Source organism: Pseudomonas sp. PA-6-3C (genome assembly GCF_021605825.1).
Lineage (GTDB): Bacteria > Pseudomonadota > Gammaproteobacteria > Pseudomonadales > Pseudomonadaceae > Aquipseudomonas > Aquipseudomonas edaphica.
On sequence record NZ_WKDV01000027.1, the window covers coordinates 23,947 to 44,678 of the forward strand.

The 20,732-nt window shown below is 60.4% G+C and carries 22 protein-coding genes; 16 read left to right on the forward strand and 6 right to left on the reverse strand.

Annotation, left to right across the window (positions count from 1 at the left end):
• Positions 1-260 precede the first annotated feature (260 nt).
• Genes GIW48_RS18305 through GIW48_RS18340 form a run of 8 tightly spaced genes read left to right on the forward strand, consistent with a single transcriptional unit; the run spans position 261 to position 6,369 of the window.
• The gene (locus GIW48_RS18305) at positions 261-1,460 is read left to right on the forward strand and encodes a PepSY-associated TM helix domain-containing protein (RefSeq protein ID WP_236461277.1); all 1,200 of its coding nucleotides are present in this window, start codon (positions 261-263) and stop codon (positions 1,458-1,460) included.
• Entirely contained in the window at positions 1,460-1,999 is a 540-nt protein-coding gene (locus GIW48_RS18310) for a thiamine pyrophosphate-binding protein (RefSeq protein WP_236461275.1), read from the forward strand. Before GIW48_RS18305 ends, GIW48_RS18310 begins: the two co-directional genes overlap by 1 nt.
• Entirely contained in the window at positions 1,996-2,319 is a 324-nt protein-coding gene (locus tag GIW48_RS18315) for a hypothetical protein (protein ID WP_236461273.1), read from the forward strand. Before GIW48_RS18310 ends, GIW48_RS18315 begins: the two co-directional genes overlap by 4 nt.
• Positions 2,316-2,876, forward strand: coding sequence for a DUF6162 family protein (locus GIW48_RS18320; protein WP_017136361.1), 561 nt, complete (start codon positions 2,316-2,318; stop codon positions 2,874-2,876). The genes GIW48_RS18315 and GIW48_RS18320 overlap by 4 nt, the downstream gene beginning before the upstream one ends.
• Positions 2,877-2,895: 19 nt before the next feature.
• Complete coding sequence (locus tag GIW48_RS18325; RefSeq protein ID WP_017136362.1) at positions 2,896-3,816, forward strand: metal ABC transporter substrate-binding protein; 921 nt, start codon at positions 2,896-2,898, stop codon at positions 3,814-3,816.
• On the forward strand, positions 3,813-4,556 hold the full coding sequence (locus tag GIW48_RS18330) for a metal ABC transporter ATP-binding protein (RefSeq protein ID WP_017136363.1): 744 nt from the start codon (positions 3,813-3,815) through the stop codon (positions 4,554-4,556). The genes GIW48_RS18325 and GIW48_RS18330 overlap by 4 nt, the downstream gene beginning before the upstream one ends.
• Entirely contained in the window at positions 4,556-5,455 is a 900-nt protein-coding gene (locus tag GIW48_RS18335) for a metal ABC transporter permease (RefSeq protein ID WP_017136364.1), read from the forward strand. Before GIW48_RS18330 ends, GIW48_RS18335 begins: the two co-directional genes overlap by 1 nt.
• Positions 5,455-6,369 carry a metal ABC transporter substrate-binding protein gene (locus GIW48_RS18340; RefSeq protein ID WP_017136365.1) on the forward strand — a complete coding sequence of 305 codons (915 nt, stop codon included), beginning with the start codon at positions 5,455-5,457 and terminating at the stop codon, positions 6,367-6,369. Before GIW48_RS18335 ends, GIW48_RS18340 begins: the two co-directional genes overlap by 1 nt.
• A gap of 123 nt (positions 6,370-6,492) precedes the next feature.
• Here the strand turns inward: GIW48_RS18340 and GIW48_RS18345 are convergent, their stop codons facing one another.
• Positions 6,493-7,206, reverse strand: a complete 714-nt coding sequence (locus GIW48_RS18345) for a UTRA domain-containing protein (protein ID WP_017136366.1) — start codon at positions 7,204-7,206, stop codon at positions 6,493-6,495.
• A gap of 351 nt (positions 7,207-7,557) precedes the next feature.
• Between GIW48_RS18345 and GIW48_RS18350 the strand changes: the two genes are divergently transcribed.
• From GIW48_RS18350 to GIW48_RS18375, 6 genes are all read left to right on the forward strand, one after another.
• A complete protein-coding gene (locus tag GIW48_RS18350; protein ID WP_017136367.1) occupies positions 7,558-8,625 on the forward strand; it encodes an ABC transporter substrate-binding protein in 1,068 nt (355 codons plus the stop codon).
• Positions 8,626-8,850: 225 nt separating this feature from the next.
• Entirely contained in the window at positions 8,851-9,657 is an 807-nt protein-coding gene (locus tag GIW48_RS18355) for an alkaline phosphatase family protein (RefSeq protein ID WP_017136368.1), read from the forward strand.
• Positions 9,636-10,499: an ABC transporter permease gene (locus GIW48_RS18360; RefSeq protein ID WP_178110818.1), complete on the forward strand. Its 864-nt coding sequence runs from the start codon at positions 9,636-9,638 to the stop codon at positions 10,497-10,499. The genes GIW48_RS18355 and GIW48_RS18360 overlap by 22 nt, the downstream gene beginning before the upstream one ends.
• Positions 10,486-11,286 (forward strand): ABC transporter permease, encoded by an 801-nt coding sequence (locus tag GIW48_RS18365; protein ID WP_170040023.1) that lies wholly within the window; start codon positions 10,486-10,488, stop codon positions 11,284-11,286. The genes GIW48_RS18360 and GIW48_RS18365 overlap by 14 nt, the downstream gene beginning before the upstream one ends.
• Positions 11,283-12,272: an ABC transporter ATP-binding protein gene (locus tag GIW48_RS18370; protein WP_010565203.1), complete on the forward strand. Its 990-nt coding sequence runs from the start codon at positions 11,283-11,285 to the stop codon at positions 12,270-12,272. The genes GIW48_RS18365 and GIW48_RS18370 overlap by 4 nt, the downstream gene beginning before the upstream one ends.
• Before the next feature lie 30 nt (positions 12,273-12,302).
• A complete protein-coding gene (locus tag GIW48_RS18375; RefSeq protein ID WP_170040021.1) occupies positions 12,303-12,956 on the forward strand; it encodes an HAD family hydrolase in 654 nt (217 codons plus the stop codon).
• A 136-nt stretch (positions 12,957-13,092) separates the two neighbouring features.
• On the opposite strand, the gene GIW48_RS18380 is transcribed toward GIW48_RS18375, so the two are convergent.
• The gene (locus GIW48_RS18380; RefSeq protein ID WP_099547874.1) at positions 13,093-14,055 is read right to left on the reverse strand and encodes a zinc-binding dehydrogenase; all 963 of its coding nucleotides are present in this window, start codon (positions 14,053-14,055) and stop codon (positions 13,093-13,095) included.
• Positions 14,056-14,193: 138 nt separating this feature from the next.
• Between GIW48_RS18380 and GIW48_RS18385 the strand changes: the two genes are divergently transcribed.
• Together GIW48_RS18385 and GIW48_RS18390 are read left to right on the forward strand one after the other, a co-directional pair.
• Complete coding sequence (locus GIW48_RS18385; RefSeq protein WP_439899916.1) at positions 14,194-16,275, forward strand: carboxy terminal-processing peptidase; 2,082 nt, start codon at positions 14,194-14,196, stop codon at positions 16,273-16,275.
• Between the two features lie 119 nt (positions 16,276-16,394).
• Positions 16,395-18,158, forward strand: a complete 1,764-nt coding sequence (locus GIW48_RS18390; protein ID WP_026013634.1) for a bifunctional diguanylate cyclase/phosphodiesterase — start codon at positions 16,395-16,397, stop codon at positions 18,156-18,158.
• Here the strand turns inward: GIW48_RS18390 and GIW48_RS18395 are convergent.
• From GIW48_RS18395 to GIW48_RS18410, 4 genes are all read right to left on the reverse strand, one after another.
• Positions 18,155-18,526 (reverse strand): hypothetical protein, encoded by a 372-nt coding sequence (locus GIW48_RS18395; protein ID WP_005786715.1) that lies wholly within the window; start codon positions 18,524-18,526, stop codon positions 18,155-18,157. The genes GIW48_RS18390 and GIW48_RS18395 overlap by 4 nt on opposite strands.
• Entirely contained in the window at positions 18,523-18,861 is a 339-nt protein-coding gene (locus tag GIW48_RS18400) for a helix-turn-helix domain-containing protein (protein ID WP_026013635.1), read from the reverse strand. The genes GIW48_RS18395 and GIW48_RS18400 overlap by 4 nt, the downstream gene beginning before the upstream one ends.
• Positions 18,862-18,957: 96 nt before the next feature.
• A complete protein-coding gene (locus GIW48_RS18405; protein ID WP_236461271.1) occupies positions 18,958-19,413 on the reverse strand; it encodes a YkvA family protein in 456 nt (151 codons plus the stop codon).
• A gap of 395 nt (positions 19,414-19,808) precedes the next feature.
• Entirely contained in the window at positions 19,809-20,549 is a 741-nt protein-coding gene (locus tag GIW48_RS18410) for an FKBP-type peptidyl-prolyl cis-trans isomerase (RefSeq protein WP_017136377.1), read from the reverse strand.
• Positions 20,550-20,732: the final 183 nt, after the last annotated feature.

Below are 20,732 nucleotides of genomic sequence, written 5' to 3' on the forward strand. Positions count from 1 at the left end.
ACTCACTTTTATAAGCGCTCGCTCAACGGTATGACCCCATCCTACGCAGCCCCCCGGCCCCATCAATGGCACCTGGGTGATGGCTTGGAACATGTTTCGTGTTCAATCCGGCAACGCTGAAACATTTTCTTTCATATCCCGCTTAGGGATTTCTCATTCTCATCCGTCTTAACTTAGATACAGCCCGTCGCGTCAGCAAAAGCTACGACTGGCCTTTTCCGGGCCTCCTTCGCCCTCCTCCGATCAAGACCCGCATTCACATGTCGAAGAAGTCACGCTCAAAACTCTGGTTTCTGGTTCATAGCTGGTTGGCGTTGCCCATCTGGTTTTTTGTACTGATCGTCTGCGTCACCGGCACCCTGGCGGTGGTCAGCCAGGAAATCGTCTGGCTGGCCAACCCGGACATCCGCGCCAGCAAGCTGTCGGACGATGCCGAACGGCTGAGTTACGACCAGGTCATCGGCGCCATCAAGCGCAACGAACCCCAGGCAATCGTGCAGTCGATCACCCGCCCGGACGAGTCGCACTTCGCGCTGAGTGTCGACCTCAGTTACCCCGACGGGCGCTCGGTGGAGGTCTACGTCAACCCGTATACCGGCGTGATCCAGGGCATCAGCCCAGCGTTCAACTTCCAGCAATTTACCCGTGCCTTGCACGGTTGGTGGCTGGTGCCGTTTACCAATGGCTACAGTTGGGGCTGGTACCTGGTGTCGGCGCTTGGCATACCGCTGCTGGCATCCCTGGTCACCGGGCTGGTGGTGTACAAGCGTTTCTGGAAAGGGTTTCTGCGCCCGACCCTGCGAATCCGCCATGGCGCGCGGATCTTCTGGGGTGACTTCCATCGTTTGAGCGGTATCTGGTCGATCTGGTTTATCGCGGTAATTTCCATCACCGGCATTTGGTTCCTGATCCGGGCAATTCTGGGCGACAACCAGATATCCATCTCCAGTGAGCCCATCGTGCCGGTAATTGCCCGGGAGAAGGTGCCTGTGTCGGCACCGGGCGTACCGGCACCAATGATCCCGATCGATCGGGCCATCGAGATCGCCACGCAGCGCATTCCCGGGCTGGAGGCCAGTTTTGTGTTCCTGCCCAGCAACGCCTATAGCCACCTGCAGATCGGCGGGCGCGGCTGGTACCCGTTGATGTTCCAGACGGCGCAGCTCAACCCGTACGACGGTGAAATTGCCGTGTCGCACCTGCTGTCCGACCGCTCGACACTGGAGTTCGTCACCGAATCCATGCGACCGCTGCACACCGGCGACTTTGGCGGCCTGTGGGTCAAGCTGATCTGGGCATTCTTCGGCCTGATCATGAGCATGATGGTGTTGAGCGGTCTGCTGATCTGGACCAAACGCACCGCGCTGGCCACCCTCAACGCCTTCAAGCGCGAGGCCAAGACGCAACGCGCGCCGGCCCCCGCCACGGCCAGGCAGGCTGAAACCTCGGAGGCCAATTGATGAGCAAACGTGCGACCACCACACCACCTTCGCCGCTGCGGGCCTTTTGGTTCAAGTGGCGCTTCCACATCAATGTCCTGCTGTTGCTGGTGCCCCTGGGGTTCATGCCCAAGTACTTTGCCGACGCTGCACTGTTTCGCGGTGACAGCGGCATTGGCGAGCGCGTGGCCGGCGAAGTGCAGGTGGGGCCGTGGAGCCTGACCCTCGCAGAGTTTCGCAACGAAGGCCCGCGCCCGGACCCGGCCGGCCCGATGAAATTTTTCAACGCCGCCCTGTGCGACACCTGCGCCGAGCAGGTCAAGGCCACTTACCTGCGTATCGGCAAACCGCGCAGCCTGCGCGCGGCCGGGGTGATTTTCTTCGGCACGCCGTACCGCATGGGTGCGGTGTTGCCGGTGCCGGAACGCACACCCGTGGATGCCGAAGTGTGGGTGACCATGGAAGGCTGGGACGGCTCCATGCACCAGGGTTCCATTCCGCTGAGCCAGGCCTCGCCTGCCACCATTGCCTGGCTGAACAAGCAAGGAGTTAAACCATGACGTTAATGCGCCTGACTCGCGCCGCTTTATTGCTCTGCGCCGGCTTCAGTAGCGTCGCCCTGGCCCATAACCCGATGTGCGAATGCAAGGAAATCCCCGGCGAACAGATCCAGTGCACCGGCGGCTTTTCCGACGGCAGCGGCGCGCCGGGCGTGACCCTGGACGTGATCGGCTACGACGAAACCATCCTGCTGCCCGGCAAGCTTGGCCAGGACTCGACCCTGACGTTCAAAAAGCCCTCCGCCGAGTTCTATGTGCTGTTTGATGCAGGCCCCGGCCACGTGGTGGAAATCGACCAAGCGGATATCCAGCCCCAATGAGCACCACACAGGTTGTACGCCCTGCCGGGGCCGGCCATGAAACCCTTTACGTGTTGCTGCTGTGCCTGATCATCCTCGCGGTGGCTGGCACGGTGGTGGCGCTGCACGGTGAAACCCAGGAGGTCGCCGCCGTGCCCAGCCACCAACTGGACGCACGCCGTGACCTGAGCGCTGCCGAGCAAGGCATCTACGCCGACCTGCGCGTGACCCTGGATGAAATCCAGCTGTTGCAGCAGGAGCAAAACGCCCTGCCGACGCCCACGCAACTGGCCGAAGAAGGCTTCGCACCGTTTGCCCAGGACGCCAGTTCGGTGAGCCGTGGCGACCATCGCTGGCAGCTGCTTGAGCCTGTGGCCTACCTGGGTTTGAGCCAAGCGCCAAGCACCAGCGGCTCGGTGCTGATGCGCGTGCAAGGTGACGAGCCGGATGTGTGGCTCAACCGCCAGGCCAACCTCGCCGCCCCTGCCGACCTCACCGACGCGGCGCTGATCGCCGCCGGCTGGCGCCAGGTGGTCACGCAATTCGATGCCGGCGTGACCCGCCAGCACCGTCACTGAACCAGAAGACCGAGTGCCCATGTCTATTTCATCGCCCCTGTTACGCCTGTTGCTGGTTGGCCTGTTCAGCCTGATGCTCGCCCCGCTCGCGAATGCCGAAGCGGCCAAGCGCCTGCGCATCGGCATCACCCTGCACCCGTATTACAGCTACGTGGCCAATATCGTCGGCGACAAGGCCGAGGTGGTGCCGCTGATTCCCGCCGGTTTCAACCCCCACGCCTACGAACCGCGCGCCGAAGACATCAAGCGCATCGGCACCCTGGACGTGATCGTACTCAATGGCGTCGGCCATGATGATTTTGCCGACCGCATGATCGCCACCAGCGAGCGCCCGGACATCCCGGTGATCGAAGCCAACGCCAACGTACCGCTGCTGGCCGCCACCGGTAACGCCGCGCGCGGTGCGGGCAAGGTGGTCAACCCGCACACCTTCCTGTCGATCAGTGCGTCGATTGCCCAGGTCAACAACATCGCCCGCGAACTGGGCAAGCTCGACCCGGACAACGCCAAGACTTACACCCAAAACGCCCGCGCCTACGGCAAGCGCCTGCGCCAGATGCGTGCCGATGCGCTGGCAAAACTGACCAGCGCGCCGAACCCGGACCTGCGCGTTGCGACCGTGCACGCGGCCTACGACTACCTGCTGCGCGAATTTGGCCTGGAAGTCACCGCCGTGGTCGAGCCCGCCCATGGCATCGAGCCCAGCCCCAGCCAGTTGAAAAAGACCATCGATGAACTGCGCGCACTGGATGTGAAGGTGATCTTCTCGGAGATGGATTTCCCGTCTACCTACGTCGAGACCATCCAGCGTGAATCCGGGGTCAAGCTATACCCGCTGTCGCATATTTCCTACGGCGAATACACGCCCGAGAAATACGAAGTGGAAATGACCGGCAACCTCAACACCGTGGTACGGGCGATTCAGGAGTCAGGGGCATGACGGCAGCGCAGCAATTGAAAGTCGCCAGCATTGGCCCGACCCTTGAGTTCGACACGATCTCCCTGACCTTGGGCCGCACAGTGATTCTCGACGCGGTGAGTTTTGAGGTCGAACCAGGCAGCATCCACGCCCTGGTCGGCCCGAACGGCGGCGGCAAAAGCTCGCTGATCAAGACCTTGCTGGGGCAGACCCCGCACCAGGGCCAATTGCGCCTGCACTGGCCGAACACGCCAGGCACGGTCGGCTATGTGCCCCAGGCGCTGGAGTTTGATCGGGGCTTGCCGATGACCGTCGACGATTTCATGGCCGCCATGTGCCAGCGACGCCCGGCATTTCTGGGCCTGTCCCGGCATTACGCCGCTGCGATTGGCGAAGCACTGGAACGGGTCGGCATGCAGGACAAACGCAAGCGCCGCATGGGCGCGTTGTCCGGCGGTGAGCGTCAGCGCGTGCTGTTGGCCCAAGGCCTGATTCCGACGCCGCAGTTGCTGGTACTGGATGAACCGATGTCGGCACTCGATGAAGCCGGTATCCAGGTGTTCGAACGGCTGCTTAATGACTGGCGCCTGGCCGGGATCACCGTGCTGTGGATCGAGCATGACCTGGAAGCCGTGGGCCGCCTGGCCGATCGCGTCACCGGCCTGAACCGTCGCGTGCTGTTCGACGCCACGCCGAAAGAGGCGCTGACCCCGGACCGCCTGCTGACCCTGTTTTCCACCCATCCTCGGAGCGCGGCGTAATGAGTTATGAAGCCTTTCGTTTGATGGTCCAGGGCTGGGCTTCATCCGGGTACCTGCCGGAAGCACTGGCCTATGGGTTTGTGGTCAACGCCTTGCTCGCCGGCTTGCTGATCGGCCCGGTGCTGGGCGGCCTGGGTACACTGGTGGTGGTCAAGCGCTTTGCGTTCTTCTCTGAAGCCGTCGGGCACGCCGCGTTGACCGGCGTGGCCGTGGGCATTCTGCTCGGCGAACCCTATACCGGGCCTTACGGCAGCCTGTTCGGCTACTGCCTGTTGTTCGGCATCCTGCTCAATTACCTGCGCAACCGCACCGGCTTGGCGCCAGACACCCTGATCGGCGTGTTCCTCTCGGTGTCCCTGGCGCTGGGTGCGAGCCTGCTGTTGATTCTGGCGGGCAAGATCAATGTGCACATTCTGGAAAACGTACTGTTTGGCTCGGTGCTGACGGTTAACGGCAATGACCTGCTGGTGTTGGCGGTCGTCGGCTCACTGGTGATGGCCCTGGCGTTGCCGCTGTACAACCGCATCATGCTGGCCAGCTTCAACCCGCAATTGGCCGCTGTGCGTGGCGTGGCCGTCAAAACCCTGGATTACCTGTTCGTGATCCTGGTGACCTTGATCACCGTGGCGGCGGTCAAGGTGATCGGCGCCATTTTGGTCGGCGCCCTGCTGGTGATTCCGGCGGCGGCAGCGCGCCTGTTGAGCCAGTCGCTCAAGGGGTTTTTCTGGGTCTCGGTGGTGATCGCCACGCTCAGCACGCTGTGCGGCATTCTGCTGCCGATCATCTTCGACCTGCCCATCCCGTCCGGTGCCGCGATCATTCTGGTGGCCGGTATCGCCTTCGCCGTTGCCGCCATCGCGCGCGGCATCGTGCCCAGCCTCAAAGGGAATCTTGGATAATGCGCTCTGTTTTTCATCCGCTGGCCCTGGCCATTGCCTGTTTATTCACTGCGCCGTTGATGGCCGCTGAAGCTGCAAAACCTGCGGTTCACGCCGCCAAACCGGTGAAAGTGCTGGCCTCGCTGCCCATCACCTACGGCCTGGCCGAGGTGCTGCTCAAAGGCACCGATGTACAGCTTGAGCGCGCAGCACCGGCCAACCTGCCCGGTTCGCGGCAGGTGTCCTACTTCACCGGCCGGGGTGCGCCGGCCTTGGGCAGTTTGGCCCAGGACGCCGACGCGGCTATCGGCCTGCGCTCGCTGTGGGCGGATGACCCGCTCTACCCCGTGGCGCGGCGCAGCAATATCCGTATCGTCGAAGTGGACGCCGCGCGCCCGGTGGACGGCGGCTTGCCGGGTATTGCTGTGCAACCAGGCGGTGCCGATGGCCTGAACAGCCAGCCGTGGCAGTCGAGCAACAATATGGGGCGCATGGCCGATGTGATGGCGGCCGACCTGAGCCGCCTGGCGCCCGCGGCCAAACCCAGGATCGACGCCAACCTCGCGGCGCTCAAACAGCGCCTGCTCAAGCTCAGCGCCGACAGCGAAGCAAGACTGGCCAAGGCGGACAACCTGAGTGTGGTCAGCTTGAGTGATCACTTTGCTTATCTGGTCAGCAGCTTGAACCTGGAAGTGCTCAGCACCGATGCCCGGCCGGATGCGCAGTGGACGCCTGAGGCCTTGCACACCCTCAGTGCCGACTTGAAAAGCAACGACGTGGCCGTGGTGCTGCATCACCGCCAACCGAGTGAGGCCGTTAAAACGGCGGTGACGGCAGGCGGTGCGCAATTGCTGGTATTGAATGTCGACGGAGCTGACCCGGTGGCGGAGCTGGAAGGCAATGTGGATCAGGTGATCAAGGCGCTGACGCCCTGAATGTGGGAGCTGGCTTGCCTGCGATGCGGGCAACTCGGTATCACTGTCAGATCGCGGTGATGCTATCGCAGGCAAGCCAGCTCCCACATTCAGTGTGTGGTGCATCCGTTGAATGTCCGGCGGTCAAACCACATCCACACCCACGTGAATCGCATCATGGCGCCAGAATTCCAGGTCGCAGTCGATCAAGCGCTCATGCTGGTCATAGTTGACCCGGGCGATCCGCAAGCCGGGGCTGCCCACCGACACACGTAATGCGCCAGCAGCCTCCACCGGCAGTGAAGTCGGCACAATCTCGAAACGCACGCGGCCGTAGTGCAGGTCGTACTTGCGTGCATACAACTCGGTCATCGACTGGTTAAGGTCGCACGCCAGAATCCCCGGAAAATATTGCGGGTTCAGGTAATGCTCCACATACAGCACCAACCGCCCATCGATCCGCCGGCCCCGGCAGATCTGGATCACACTCGACAACGCCGGCAACTGCAACCATGCACACACCGCTGCCGATGCCGGCTGCAGCCGCGCCGAAATCACTTCGGTCGAGGCTACGCGCCCTTGCTCACTGACCATCGCGTGAAAATGGCTGCGTTGCATCAGGTTATAAGCCAGGCGCGGCGGCGAGACGAACCAGCCACGCCGCTCCTCGCGATAGATCTGGCCCTGGGCCTCCAGTTGTAACAAGGCTTCCCGCACCGTAATACGCGTGGTACCAAACAACTCGCTGAGCTTGCGCTCGGCGGGCAGTTTGCTCGCGGGTGGCAACAGCCCGTGGCCGATCTGCTCTTGCAGTGCCAGGCCGATGGATGTCACCGCCTTGATTGCCTCATCACGCATCAACGTTACCTATCTGGACTAGACCAGCACCGTTCAGGTGCACAAACCGCGCTGTATTCGGGCGTCTGCCGTTACCTGCCAGCCTAGGCATTACAGATGACCGACAGATGACAGCCCGTGCCGCCGCCCCACTCCACACCCTGCAATACATCGGCCAAGTCCAGGGCCTGCGGGCGCTTGGGCATGGTCTACGCTGAGTCTGAAGTCAGCGACATAAACGATTTAAAAACGACATCGACATGAAACTGTCATCCACCGAGCCTAAATTGGCTCAGGTATTGCTGACCTAGACCAACACCACCGCAAACGTCGATAAAAACGCAGCGTTGAAAACGCCCAAAGGAGCTTCGGATGAAACAGCTTTTCCTGGCATCACTGTTAGGCTCGACCATTGCCATGTGCACCGCCGCCATGGCTGCTGATACCGATCTAAAAACTCTGGAAGCCGCCGCGAAAGCGGAAGGCGCCGTCAACAGCGTCGGCATGCCCGATGACTGGGCCAACTGGAAAGGCACCTGGGACGACCTGGCCAAGACCTATGGCCTCAAGCACATCGACACCGACATGAGCTCGGCCCAGGAAATCGCCAAGTTCGCCGCCGAAAAAGACAACGCCAGCGCCGATATCGGTGACGTCGGCGCCGCCTTCGGCCCGATTGCGGTGAAACAGGGCGTGGCACAGCCGTACAAACCGACCACTTGGGCACAAGTTCCGGATTGGGCCAAAGATAAAGACGGCAACTGGGCCCTGGCCTACACCGGCACCATCGCCTTTATCGTCAACAAAAAACTGCTGCACGGCTCTGAAGCGCCAAAAAGCTGGGCTGATCTTAAAACCGGTAAATACAAAGTCTCTATTGGTGATGTGAGCACCGCCGCCCAAGCCGCCAATGGCGTGCTGGCTGCTGCGCTGGCCAACGGTGGCGACGAGAAAAACATCCAGCCTGCGCTGCTGATGTTTGCCGAGATCGCCAAGCAAGGTCGCCTGTCGCTGGCCAACCCGACCATCGCCACCATGGAAAAGGGCGAAGTCGAAGTGGGCGTGGTCTGGGACTTCAACGGCCTGAGCTACAAAGCCAAGATGGCTAACCCGGATGACTACGTGGTGCTGATCCCGTCGGACGGCTCGGTGATTTCCGGCTACACCACCATCATCAACAAATACGCCAAGCACCCGAACGCCGCCAAGCTGACCCGCGAATACATCTTCAGCGACGCCGGCCAGACCAACCTGGCACGCGGCAACGCACGTCCGATCCGTGCCGAGCACCTGACCTTGCCGGCCGATGTACAGGCCAAGCTGCTGCCGAACGAGCAGTACAAAAAAGTTACGCCGATCAAAGATGCCGACGCTTGGGAGAAAACCTCCAAGGCACTGCCGCAGAAGTGGCAGGAAGAAGTCATCATCAATATGCAGTAAGGCTCCCGGGTCTTATTTAGACCCAGAGCTGTAAAAGCGGTCAGTGTGGGAGCTGGCTTGTGTGGGAGCTGGCTTGCCTGCGATGCAGACGACTCGGTTTGTGATGTGAACCGAGGTGATGCTATCGCAGGCAAGCCAGCTCCCACACAAACCCGCTCCCACAGTTTTGACCCCGTTCCCCAAGTGAAATTGAGTCAAGCCTATCGTCGCGGAGCGTCTCCCCCTATGAAGCACAACGTCATCCTTGTGGTGCTCGACGGCCTGAACTACGAGGTTGCCCGACATGCCATGGGGCATCTCCAGGCCTATATCGGCGCAGGACGCGCAGCGCTTTACAAACTGGAATGCGAACTGCCGGCCCTGTCCCGGCCGTTGTATGAATGCATCCTCACCGGCGTGCCCCCGATCGACAGCGGCATTGTCCACAACCATGTCTCGCGCCTGTCCAACCAGCGCAGCATTTTCCATTACGCCACCGATGCGGGTCTCACCACCGCGGCGGCGGCTTACCACTGGGTCAGCGAGTTGTATAACCGCACGCCCTTTGATGCCGTGCGTGATCGTCATACCGACGACCAGGCGCTGGCGATCCAGCACGGGCATTTCTACTGGAATGACCACTACCCGGATTCCCATCTGTTCGCCGACGCCGAAAGCCTGCGCCGCAAACACGCGCCGAATTTCCTGGTGGTACACCCGATGAACATTGATGACGCCGGCCACAAGCATGGCCTGGATACCGCGCAATACCGCAACAGCGCGCGCTCGGCCGACATCATCCTCGCCGACTACCTGCAAACCTGGCTCGACGCCGGCTACCAGGTGTTGGTGACTGCCGATCACGGCATGAATAACGACCGCTCGCATAACGGTGTGCTGCCGGAAGAGCGCGAAGTGCCGTTGTTCGTAATGGGCTCGGCCTTCACCTTTGACCCAGGCGCCATCCCGAAGCAAACCGACCTGTGCGGCACCGTCTGCGAACTGCTCGGCGTGCCCCACGACAAACCTGTATGCCGGGAGCTGCTGAAGTGAACGCCATAACCCGTGGCAAATGGCTGGCGATCCTGTGCCTGGTGCCGTTTGCGCTGTTCTTTATCGTGTTTGAAATCGCCCCGCTGCTGTGGGTAATGATCAACAGCCTGCAGTCGGAGGAGTTCGGCTGGGGCCTGGCCAACTTCACCAAAATCTTCAGTTCGAAGTTCTACCTGCAAGCCATCCAGTACAGCCTGGAGATCAGCTTCTACTCCAGCGTGTTCGGGATCATCATCTCGGTGCTCGGCAGCTACTCATTGCGCCGTGTGGATGGGCCACTGCGTAACTTCGTGACGGCTTTCGCCAACATGACCAGCAACTTTGCCGGCGTGCCCCTGGCCTTCGCGTTCATCATCTTGCTGGGCTTTAACGGCAGCATCACCATCATGCTCAAGCAGGCGGGGATCATTCAGGACTTCAACCTGTACTCCAAGACTGGCCTGATCATTCTGTACACCTACTTCCAGATTCCGCTGGGTGTGCTGCTGCTCTACCCGGCCTTCGACGCCTTGCGCGAAGACTGGCGCGAATCGGCCTCGTTGCTCGGCGCCAGCAGCTGGCAGTTCTGGCGGCACATCGGCCTGCCGGTGCTCACTCCGGCGCTGCTTGGCACTTTCGTGATCCTGCTGGCCAACGCCCTCGGTGCCTATGCCACGGTGTATGCACTGACCACCGGCAACTTCAACGTGCTGCCCATTCGTATCGCGGCAATGGTTTCCGGCGACATCTCGCTGGACCCGAACATGGCCAGCGCCCTTGCCGTGGTGCTGGTGGCACTGATGACCGTGGTCACTGTCGTCCATCAACTGCTGCTCAAGAGGAGCTACCATGTCTCGCGCTGAAGCTGGCTCGGCCTCCCTCTACCATCGGGTAGTGGTGTACCTGTTGTTTGCGATCCTGGTATTGCCGCTGGTGGGCACCTTTGTCTACTCCATTGCCAGCAGTTGGTCTGCCACCATCCTGCCCGCCGGTTTTACCCTGAAGTGGTACGTGCAGCTGTGGAGTGACCCGCGCTTTCTGGCCGCCTTCGGTCAGTCATTGCTGGTGTGCGTGGGTGCGCTGATCCTGTCGGTGGTGCTGATTCTGCCGCTGCTGTTCGTGGTGCATTACCACTTTCCCAAGCTCGACGCGCTGATGAACATCCTGATCCTGCTGCCCTTCGCGGTGCCGCCGGTGGTGTCATCGGTGGGCTTGTTGCAACTCTACGGCTCCGGGCCATTTGCGATGGTGGGCACGCCGTGGATCCTGATCGGCTGCTACTTCACCGTGGCCTTGCCGTTCATGTACCGCGCGATCACCAACAACCTGCAAGCGATCAACCTGCGTGACCTGATGGACGCCTCGCAGCTGCTGGGCGCCAGCACCTGGCAGGCCGCAATTTTTGTCGTGCTGCCGAACCTGCGCAAAGGTCTGATGGTGGCGCTGTTGCTGTCGTTCTCGTTCCTGTTCGGTGAGTTCGTGTTCGCCAACATCCTCGTGGGCACTCGCTACGAGACCCTGCAGGTGTACCTGAACAACATGCGCAACACGAGCGGCCACTTCACCAGTGCCATCGTCATTTCCTATTTCTTCTTTGTGCTGGTGCTGACCTGGGCCGCCAATATCTTGAACAAGGACAAAAGCCAATGAGCTTCGTCAGCGTCCAACACCTGCAAAAAGGCTACGCCGGCACGCCGGTATTCAGTGACATCAACTGCGAAATCGCCAAGGGTGAATTCGTCACCCTGCTCGGCCCGTCGGGTTGCGGCAAGTCGACCCTGCTGCGCTGCATCGCCGGGCTGACCTCGGTGGACAGCGGCAAGATCCTGCTGGATGGCCAGGACATCGTGCCCTTGAGCCCGCAGAAACGGCACATCGGCATGGTGTTCCAGAGCTACGCCCTGTTCCCCAACATGACCGTGGAACAGAACGTCGCCTTCGGCCTGCGCATGCAAAAGGTCAACGCCGACGACAGCCACAAGCGCGTGCAGGAAGTGCTGCAACTGGTGGAGCTCAAAGAACTCGCCGGCCGCTACCCGCACCAGATGTCCGGCGGCCAGTGCCAGCGTGTGGCCCTCGCCCGCTCGCTGGTGACGCGTCCGCGCCTGCTGTTGCTGGATGAGCCGCTGTCGGCGCTGGATGCACGGATTCGCAAGCACCTGCGCGAGCAGATCCGCCAGATCCAGCGCGAACTGGGCCTGACCACGATTTTCGTGACCCATGACCAGGAAGAAGCGCTGACCATGTCAGACCGCATTTTCCTCATGAACCAGGGCAAAATCGTACAAAGCGGTGATGCCGAGACCCTTTACACTGCGCCCGTGGATGTATTTGCCGCCGGCTTTATCGGCAACTACAACCTGCTTGACGCCGACAAGGCCAGCCAGTTGCTGCAACGGCCTATCAGCGGGCGCATCGCGATTCGCCCGGAAGCCATCGAACTGAGTCGCAGCGGCGAACTCGACGCGCTGGTACGCAGCCACAGTTTGTTGGGCAACGTGATCCGCTATCGCATCGAAGCGCGTGGCGTGGAATTGGTGGTGGACGTGCTCAACCGCTCGGCCGACGATCTGCACCCGGATGGTCAGCGCCTGGCACTTTCCATCGACCCCAGTGCGTTGTGTGAAGTAGCCTGACGCAACGATTGATTTGAGAGAGCGTGACAGATGGCATTGGTAATTTTTGATCTGGACGACACCCTGATCCACGGCGACTGCGCCACCTTGTGGAGCGAACAGATGGGCCGCCTGGGCTGGGTCGACCCAGAGTCGTTCATGCGCCAGAACGACGAACTCATGGCCGCCTACAGCCGCGGCGAGCTGGCCATGGAAGACTTCATGGACTTCAGCCTGGAGCCGATGATCGGGCGCACGCCGGAAGAGATCGCGCATCTGGTCGAACCATGGGTGGAGGACATCATCGAGCCGCTGATCTACAGCGACGCCACCAAGACCATCGCCCGCCACCGCGCGAAGGGTGACCGGATCCTGGTGATCTCTGCCTCGGGCACGCACCTGGTCACGCCGATTGCGGCACGTATCGGGATTGATGAAGTGCTGGGCATTGACCTGGACCTCAGCCACGGTGTGTACAGCGGCAAGACCGTGGGTGTGCTGACTTACCGTGAAGGCAAGATCACGCGGTTGCTGGAATGGTTGAAGCAGGAAGGTGAAAGCCTGGAGGGCGCGTATTTCTACTCGGATTCGCGCAATGATTTGCCGCTGTTGCTGAAGGTGGATCATCCGCAGGTGGTGAACCCGGATCCGGTTTTGCGTGAGCATGCTGAAAAGGCTGGCTGGCCGGTTCATCATTGGGTCTGACAGTTTGAATTGAAACCCAATCAACGGTGGGAGCTGGCTTGCCTGCGATAGCGGTGTATCAGATGAAACATTCTTCATTGATGCACCGCTATCGCAGGCAAGCCAGCTCCCACAGTGGCTGTATTTCAACTTGAGATCAGACCAGGGTCTCGTCTATCACCAACACCAACTTGCCGGAAATCTGGTTAGTCGCCAGCTCCGCAAATGCTGCCTCGGCATCCTTGATCGCAAACGTCCTGGCCAGTTGCGGGCTCAAGCGCCCTTCAACAAACAGCGGCCACACATGCTGGCTCAAGTCGCTGAACAGGTCTGCCTTGAACTGATCGCTGCGGCTGCGCAGGGTCGAGCCCAGCAGCTGGATGCGCTTGCCCAGCACCTGCGCCAGGTCCAGTTGCGCATCACGGCCGCCCATCAAGCCGATCAATACCCAACGCCCATCGAGGGCCAACAGCTTCAGATCCATCGCCGCATAACTGCCGCCGACCGGGTCGAGGATCACGTCGAACGGCCCGAAATCGCGCAGCCCTTCAATGCCGTCGGTACGCACCACGCCGCCCTGGGCGCCGAGTGCTTCGCAGTAAGCCAGGCGTTCTGCCGAGCCGACGCTGACCCAGCACGGGCTGCCAAACGCCTTGCACAACTGGATCGCTGCCGAACCCACGCCGCTGGCGCCGGCATGCAGCAAGACTTTTTCGCCGGGCTTGAGGCCCGCCAACTGGAACAGATTCAGCCACGCAGTGCTGTACACCTCGGGCAACGCCGCCGCTTCGGTCAACGTCAAACCTTCCGGTACCGGCAGCACATGGCGGGCATCCACCACCACTTCTTCGGCCATGCCGCCCCCGGCCAGCAGCGCACAGACGCGGTCGCCGACTTGCCAGGAAGAACCCGCGCCTACCTCGCTGATCACCCCGGAACACTCAAGGCCCAGCACTTGGCTGGCGCCAGGAGGTGGCGGATAGAGCCCCGCACGTTGTAATAAATCGGCGCGATTAAGGCCCGCTGCCGCCACCCGAATGCGAACTTGGCCTACATCGCAAGTAGGACTGGGTTCTTCCATCCACTCCACATGACCTTCAACGCCTTGCAATGCTTTCACAGTGCCTCCATAGTGAGTCTGGACTGAGCCCGTAGCTGTAGCGCCGGGCTTTTTGCATTATGCGACCGGATCATATGGAACCGGCTCCCTCAAAGACGGCCTAATATGCGTTATCAATTGCCCCCGCGTCGAATCAGCATGAAGCATTTGTTCCCCAGTACCGCCCTCGCTTTTTTCATTGGTCTCGGCTTTGCGTCGATGTCGACCAATACGTTCGCAGCCAATAGCTGGGACAATCTTCAGCCTGATCGCGATGAGGTGATTGCCAGCCTTAACGTCGTCGAGTTGCTCAAGCGCCATCACTACAGCAAGCCGCCGCTGGACGACGCGCGCTCGGTGATCATCTACGACAGCTACCTCAAGCTGCTGGACCCGTCGCGCAGCTACTTCATGGCCAGCGATATCGCTGAGTTCGACAAGTGGAAGACCCAGTTCGACGACTTCCTCAAGAGCGGCGACCTGCAGCCTGCGTTCACCATCTACAAGCGCTACCTGGATCGCGTCAAAGCGCGTCTGGACTTCGCCTTGGGTGAGCTGAACAAAGGCGTCGACAAACTCGACTTCACTCAGAAGGAAACCCTTCTGGTGGATCGCAAGGACGCGCCTTGGCTGACCAGTACCGCCGCCCTCGACGACCTGTGGCGCAAACGCGTCAAGGACGAAGTGCTGCGCCTGAAGATCGCTGGCAAAGAGCCCAAGGCCATTCAAGAGCTGTTGACCAAGCGCTACAAGAATCAGTTGGCACGTCTGGATCAGACCCGCGCCGAAGATATCTTCCAGGCCTACATCAACACCTTCGCGATGTCCTACGACCCGCACACCAATTATCTGTCGCCTGATAACGCCGAGAACTTTGATATCAACATGAGTCTGTCGCTGGAAGGCATCGGTGCCGTCCTGCAGAGCGACAATGACCAGGTCAAGATCGTGCGTCTGGTGCCGGCAGGTCCGGCCGACAAGACCAAGCAGGTCGCACCGGCCGACAAGATCATCGGCGTCGCCCAGGGTGACAAAGAGATGGTCGACGTGGTCGGCTGGCGCCTGGACGAAGTGGTCAAGCTGATCCGTGGGCCGAAAGGCAGCGTGGTGCGCCTGGAAGTGATTCCACACACCAATGCGCCGAACGACCAGACCAGCAAGATCGTGTCCATCACCCGTGAAGCGGTGAAACTCGAAGACCAGGCCGTTCAGAAACAAGTCCTCAACCTCAAGCAGGATGGCAAGGACTACAAACTGGGCGTGGTGGTGATTCCTGCGTTCTACCTGGACTTCAAAGCGTTCCGCGCCGGTGACCCGGACTATAAGTCCACCACCCGTGACGTGAAGAAAATCCTGACAGAACTGCAGAAAGAGAAAGTCGACGGCGTGGTCATTGACCTGCGCAACAACGGCGGCGGTTCCCTGCAGGAAGCCACCGAGCTGACCAGCCTGTTTATCGACAAAGGCCCAACCGTGTTGGTCCGCAACGCGGACGGCCGTGTCGACGTGCTCGAAGACGAGAACCCGGGCGCGTTCTACAAAGGCCCGATGGCGCTGCTGGTCAACCGCCTCTCGGCCTCGGCTTCGGAGATTTTCGCCGGCGCCATGCAGGACTACCACCGCGCGTTGATCGTTGGCGGCCAGACCTTCGGTAAAGGCACCGTGCAGACCATTCAGCCGCTGAACCATGGCGAACTGAAGCTGACCATTGCCAAGTTCTACCGGGTTTCCGGGCAGAGCACCCAGCACCAGGGCGTATTGCCGGATGTGGACTTCCCGTCGATCATCGACACCAAGGAAATCGGCGAAAGCGCGCTGCCTGAGGCGATGCCATGGGACACCATCCGCCCTGCGATCAAGCCGGCTTCGGACCCGTTCAAGCCGTACCTGACGCAGTTGAAGGCTGACCACGAGACGCGCTCCGCCAAGGATGCCGAGTTCGTGTTTATCCGCGACAAACTGGCCCTGGCCAAGAAGCTGATGGAAGAAAAAACCGTCAGCCTCAACGAAGTTGATCGTCGTGCGCAGCACACCAGCATCGAAAATCAGCAGCTTGTACTGGAAAACGCTCGCCGCAAGGCCAAAGGCGAAGACCCGCTCAAAGAGCTGAAGAAAGAAGATGAAGATGCGCTGCCGGCCGAGCCGGAAAAAACCAAGCCGGAAGACGACGCCTATCTGTCCGAGACAGGCCGGGTTCTGCTGGACTACCTGAAAATCAGCAAGCAGGTGGCCAAGCAGTAAATGATGGCAATTTAATGTGAGCGCTCCACGGAGTGTCATCATATAGACATCATTCTGTCGTGAAATAAAGGGACCGCAGGCGTTAAGCCTGCGGTCCTTTTTTTTCGATCGAGATCGCCATGACCATGACCGAACAGCTGAATGCATTGGGCTCAATCCTGGCTCAAGGCAGTTTACACAGCCTGTTCCAACCGATCATTTGCCTGTCCGAGCGACGAATCCTCGGCTACGAAGCGCTCAGCCGTGGCCCTTCCAATAGCCCCTTGCACTCCCCCGTCGCCCTGTTCAGCGTGGCCAGCCATGCCGGGCGCCTCAGCGAACTGGAAATGGCCTGCCGCGAAAGTGCCTGCCGACGCTTCAGCGAGCAAAAGTTGCCGGGCAAGCTGTTCCTGAACATCTCGCCGGAGTCCTTGATGGAGACGGCGCATCAACCGGGCCGCACCTTGCAGTTGTTGCGCGACTTCGGCATCCCGCCGAGCCAGGTGGTGATCGAACTCACCGAGCAAACGCCCACCGACGACTTCGACCTGCTGCAAACCGCGCTGCATCATTACCGCGACATGGGTTTTGCCATCGCTCTGGATGACTTGGGCGCCGGGTATTCCAGCCTGCGTTTATGGTCTGAGCTACGCCCGGACTACGTGAAAATCGACCGGCACTTTATCGACGGTATCCATCAGGATGCGCTCAAGCGCGAGTTCGTCGGCTCCATCCTGCAAATCGCCAAGGCATCCCGCGCCCAGGTGATTGCCGAAGGTATCGAGCTGCCGGAGGAGTTGGCGGTGTTGACGGAAATGGGCGTTGACCTGGTCCAGGGCTACCTGCTTTGCCGCCCCCAGGAACAACCGCCCCAGGAAGCGCGGCTGATGTTGCCCAAGCAGGACCACACCAACATCACCCTCAACGAAGAAGGCAGCGACCTCAGCGCCTTGCTCAACGAGCAACCGGCGGTGGATCAGGACACCGCCACCGCCCAGGTGCTCGAATCCTTCCGCCGTCAGGCCAACCTCAACTCGCTGGCCGTGCTGGATGGGCGCGGTCACCCGGTCGGCATCGTGCACCGGCATTCGTTGTCGGATGCGCTGCTCAAACCGTTCGCCACCGACCTGTTCGCGCGCAAACCCATCAGCCGCTTGATGAGCGATGACTTCCTGGCGGTGGAGTTGAGCCAGTCCCTGCAACAGGTCAGCCGCCTGCTCACCAGCCGCGCGCGGCAACGGATCGAGGAAGACTTCATCATCACCCTCAACGGTGACTACCTGGGCCTGGGTAGGGTGATCGATGTGCTCAAGTTGATCACTGAGCTGAAGATCCAGCAGGCACGCTATGCCAACCCACTGACGCTGCTGCCGGGCAATGTGCCGATCCAGCAATGCCTGACGCGGTTGCTGCAGCAACAGCGCGAGTCGGTGATCTGCTACGTGGATATCGACAGCTTCAAGCCGTTCAACGATATCTACGGCTACGGGCGTGGGGATGAGGTGTTGTTGTGCCTGGCGCAGTGCCTGAACGATCGGGTTGACCCTAGCCGCGATTTTGTCGGGCATATCGGCGGTGATGATTTTTTGCTGGTGCTCGGCCCGCAGGATTGGCGCAAGCGGCTCAACCAGTTACTGGATGACTTCCACACCCAATGCCGACGCTTCTATCGTGCCGAGCACTTGGACGCCGGTTGCTTCGTGGCATTGAACCGTCAGGGCGTGCGTCAGGAATTCGCTTTGCTGTCGTTGTCGATCGGCGTGGTGCATTTATATCCACAGGCCTGTGCACAACTGGATGCCAGCCAGTTAGCGGAGCTGGCCTCGCAAGCCAAGCACCACGCCAAAGACATCGCCGGCTACAGCATCCATGTGATCGACAGCATGGACAACCTGCCCGCTTAGGCCTCGGCGGACTCCGGGTACTCGTACTCGAACACCCGCACCACCTCCGAAGCATGCCAGGACGCAGCAGCCACACCATCGGACGGCCCGCTGAAACGCCCCAGGCGCTCCACACACTCAAAGAAACCGGTACGCGGCAAGCGGCTGGCGCCCTGGCTGATCACCAGGGAGCTGCGCAACGGCTGCTCGGCCTTGGCGTCCAACGCGGCCAGGTGCTCAAGGGCAGCGGCCAGGGTTTGCATTGCCGGCGTGGGAAATTGCAGGCGCTCCAGCAGCGCGCGGTAGGTGAGCAAATGGCGCTGGCGGCGCGCCTGGTCCAGTTCGTTGAGTAACCCATCCCAGTGTTGACGACTGATTCGTAGACTCAAGATTCATCCCTCCAACCTGCAACGCCCAATTCCCAGGCCAGGCTGCGGCGGATGGCGGCATCCGGCTGGCGTTCACCACTTTCAATCAATCCGAGGTACGAAGGGCTGATGCCCACGGTGCGGGCCAGGCTTTCAATGGCCAAGCCCTTGGCCTCACGCAGGCCGCGCAGGTCCGCGAGCGGGCGTAAAGCCTGATCGGGCGCGACCTGAGCGGTAGAAGAAGGAGTGGCGACAGGCTGTTGCTGACCGGCTGCTTTTAGTAGCGCCTGGTACTGGTCCCATGGCAGCACCGCATACTCGGGTGCGCCATCGCGTGAAATTATCTGAATATCCATGACTGCCCCGTAGGATAACAACACTTACTAAGTAAGTTCTTTCCTTAGAAGTGTAATCCTAACAGCCACAAAGGTCGCAGGGGGATATAAGCGTGTTCAGTTTTTTTGCAGGTTTTCCTGGGCCAACAGCGCAGGCGTCGCAGGCAGCCGCTCAACCACCGCGAGTTTTTCCGGGCGCTGGGCGTCGCGCCAGGCGCGAAACGCGCTCAGTTCGCCGTCCAGGGTCTTCATGACCCATGCCAGCACGGCAATGTCATCGAGCATGCCGAACACCGGGATAAAGTCCGGGATCGCGTCAATCGGGCTGAGGAAGTACATCAGCCCCGCCACTACCGAGATCAGCGCCTTGGGGCTTATGGCGCGATACTCACCGCGCCAGTAAGCCAGGCACAAGGCCTGGAGCAATTTGAGATCATCCTTGAGTTTACCCAGCCGATTGCCCTGGCTTGAGCCTTTGGCGGCCACGGCGAACAGCAGGGTCGGCAACCGGCCACGACCAAGCAAGCGTGCGGCCATGGGCAGGAAACGGGTGAAATTGAAGGGTGGTTTCATCGGTCACTCCAGTTCCAGGCGACATAAAAGGTTATCCACACAAATTGTGGATAACCTTGTGAACAGAGCCTGTTTTATCGGCTGAAAGCCGCGATTTACAAGGCTTGCAGTCAGATCGGGCGTTTTTTGCGCACATAAAAAAAACCCAAGAATTCATTGACTTGGCATTGATGTGCGGCTACCCGTGCTCGAGTCTTATATCAGACTGTGACAGTTTCCAGGGGTTCGGTCGGATTTGCGATCCTTACCACGCTCTGGGTGGGAATGCCGCCCCAAGGCACATGTGACGCAGAGCGTCACCGGATGTGTTCCCACGCAGAGCGTGGGAACAATCATGCGAACGCCAGAAACAACAACGCCCCGTAAAAACGGGGCGTTGTGTGTTCAGGTGCCGATTACTTCTTGGCAGCTGGCGCCGCAGGTGCGTCAGGGGCTTCAGCCTTGGCTGGGTCCTTGATGGCCAGCAGTTCCAGGTCGAATACCAGCACGGAGTTGGCTGGAATCGCCGGGCTCGGGCTCTGTGCGCCGTAGGCCAGGTCGGACGGGATGTACAACTCGACCTTCTCGCCCACGTGCATCAGTTGCAGGCCTTCGACCCAACCCGGGATCACGCCGCTGACCGGCAGGTCAATCGGGCTGCCGCGATCTACGGAGCTGTCAAAGGTGGTGCCGTTGGTGAGCTTGCCGGTGTAGTGAACAGTCACTACGTCGGTCGGCTTAGGCTGAGCGCCGTCGGCCTTCTTCACGATCTTGTATTGCAGACCGGAAGCGGTAGTGACTACGCCGTCTTTCTTGGCGTTGTCTTCGAGGAATTTCTTGCCGGCGGCTGCCGACTCTTCGCTCATTTTGGTCATGCGTTCTTCAGCACGCTTTTGCAGTGCGGCAAACGCTTCAACCAGTTCGTCGTCCTTCAGCTTCTGTTCTTTCTTGCCGACGGCATCTTCGATGCCTTGGGCTACCGCTTTGGAGTCCAGGTCATCCATGCCTTCTTGAGCAAGGCTTTTGCCCATGTTCAGGCCGATGCCGTAGGAAGCTTTCTGCGCCGGGGTTTTCAGCTCTACGCTGGTCTGCGAATCACAACCCGCAAGTACCAGGCTAACCAGGGCCACCGCCGCCGCCAACCGATGCTGTTTCATGCTATTTCCTTGTTCGTGCGCCAAAAGGGCATTCGAGTAAAGTCGCGAGCTTATCAGGCGGCCACGACCAATGGCTACCGGCATGTGAGCAGGAAACTTCTGATAAGTTCACGTGTTTAAAAGCATTTTCATTCATTATGGAGGCCCGCGAAGGATCGCGGGACCATTCGCAACCAGGCTGCT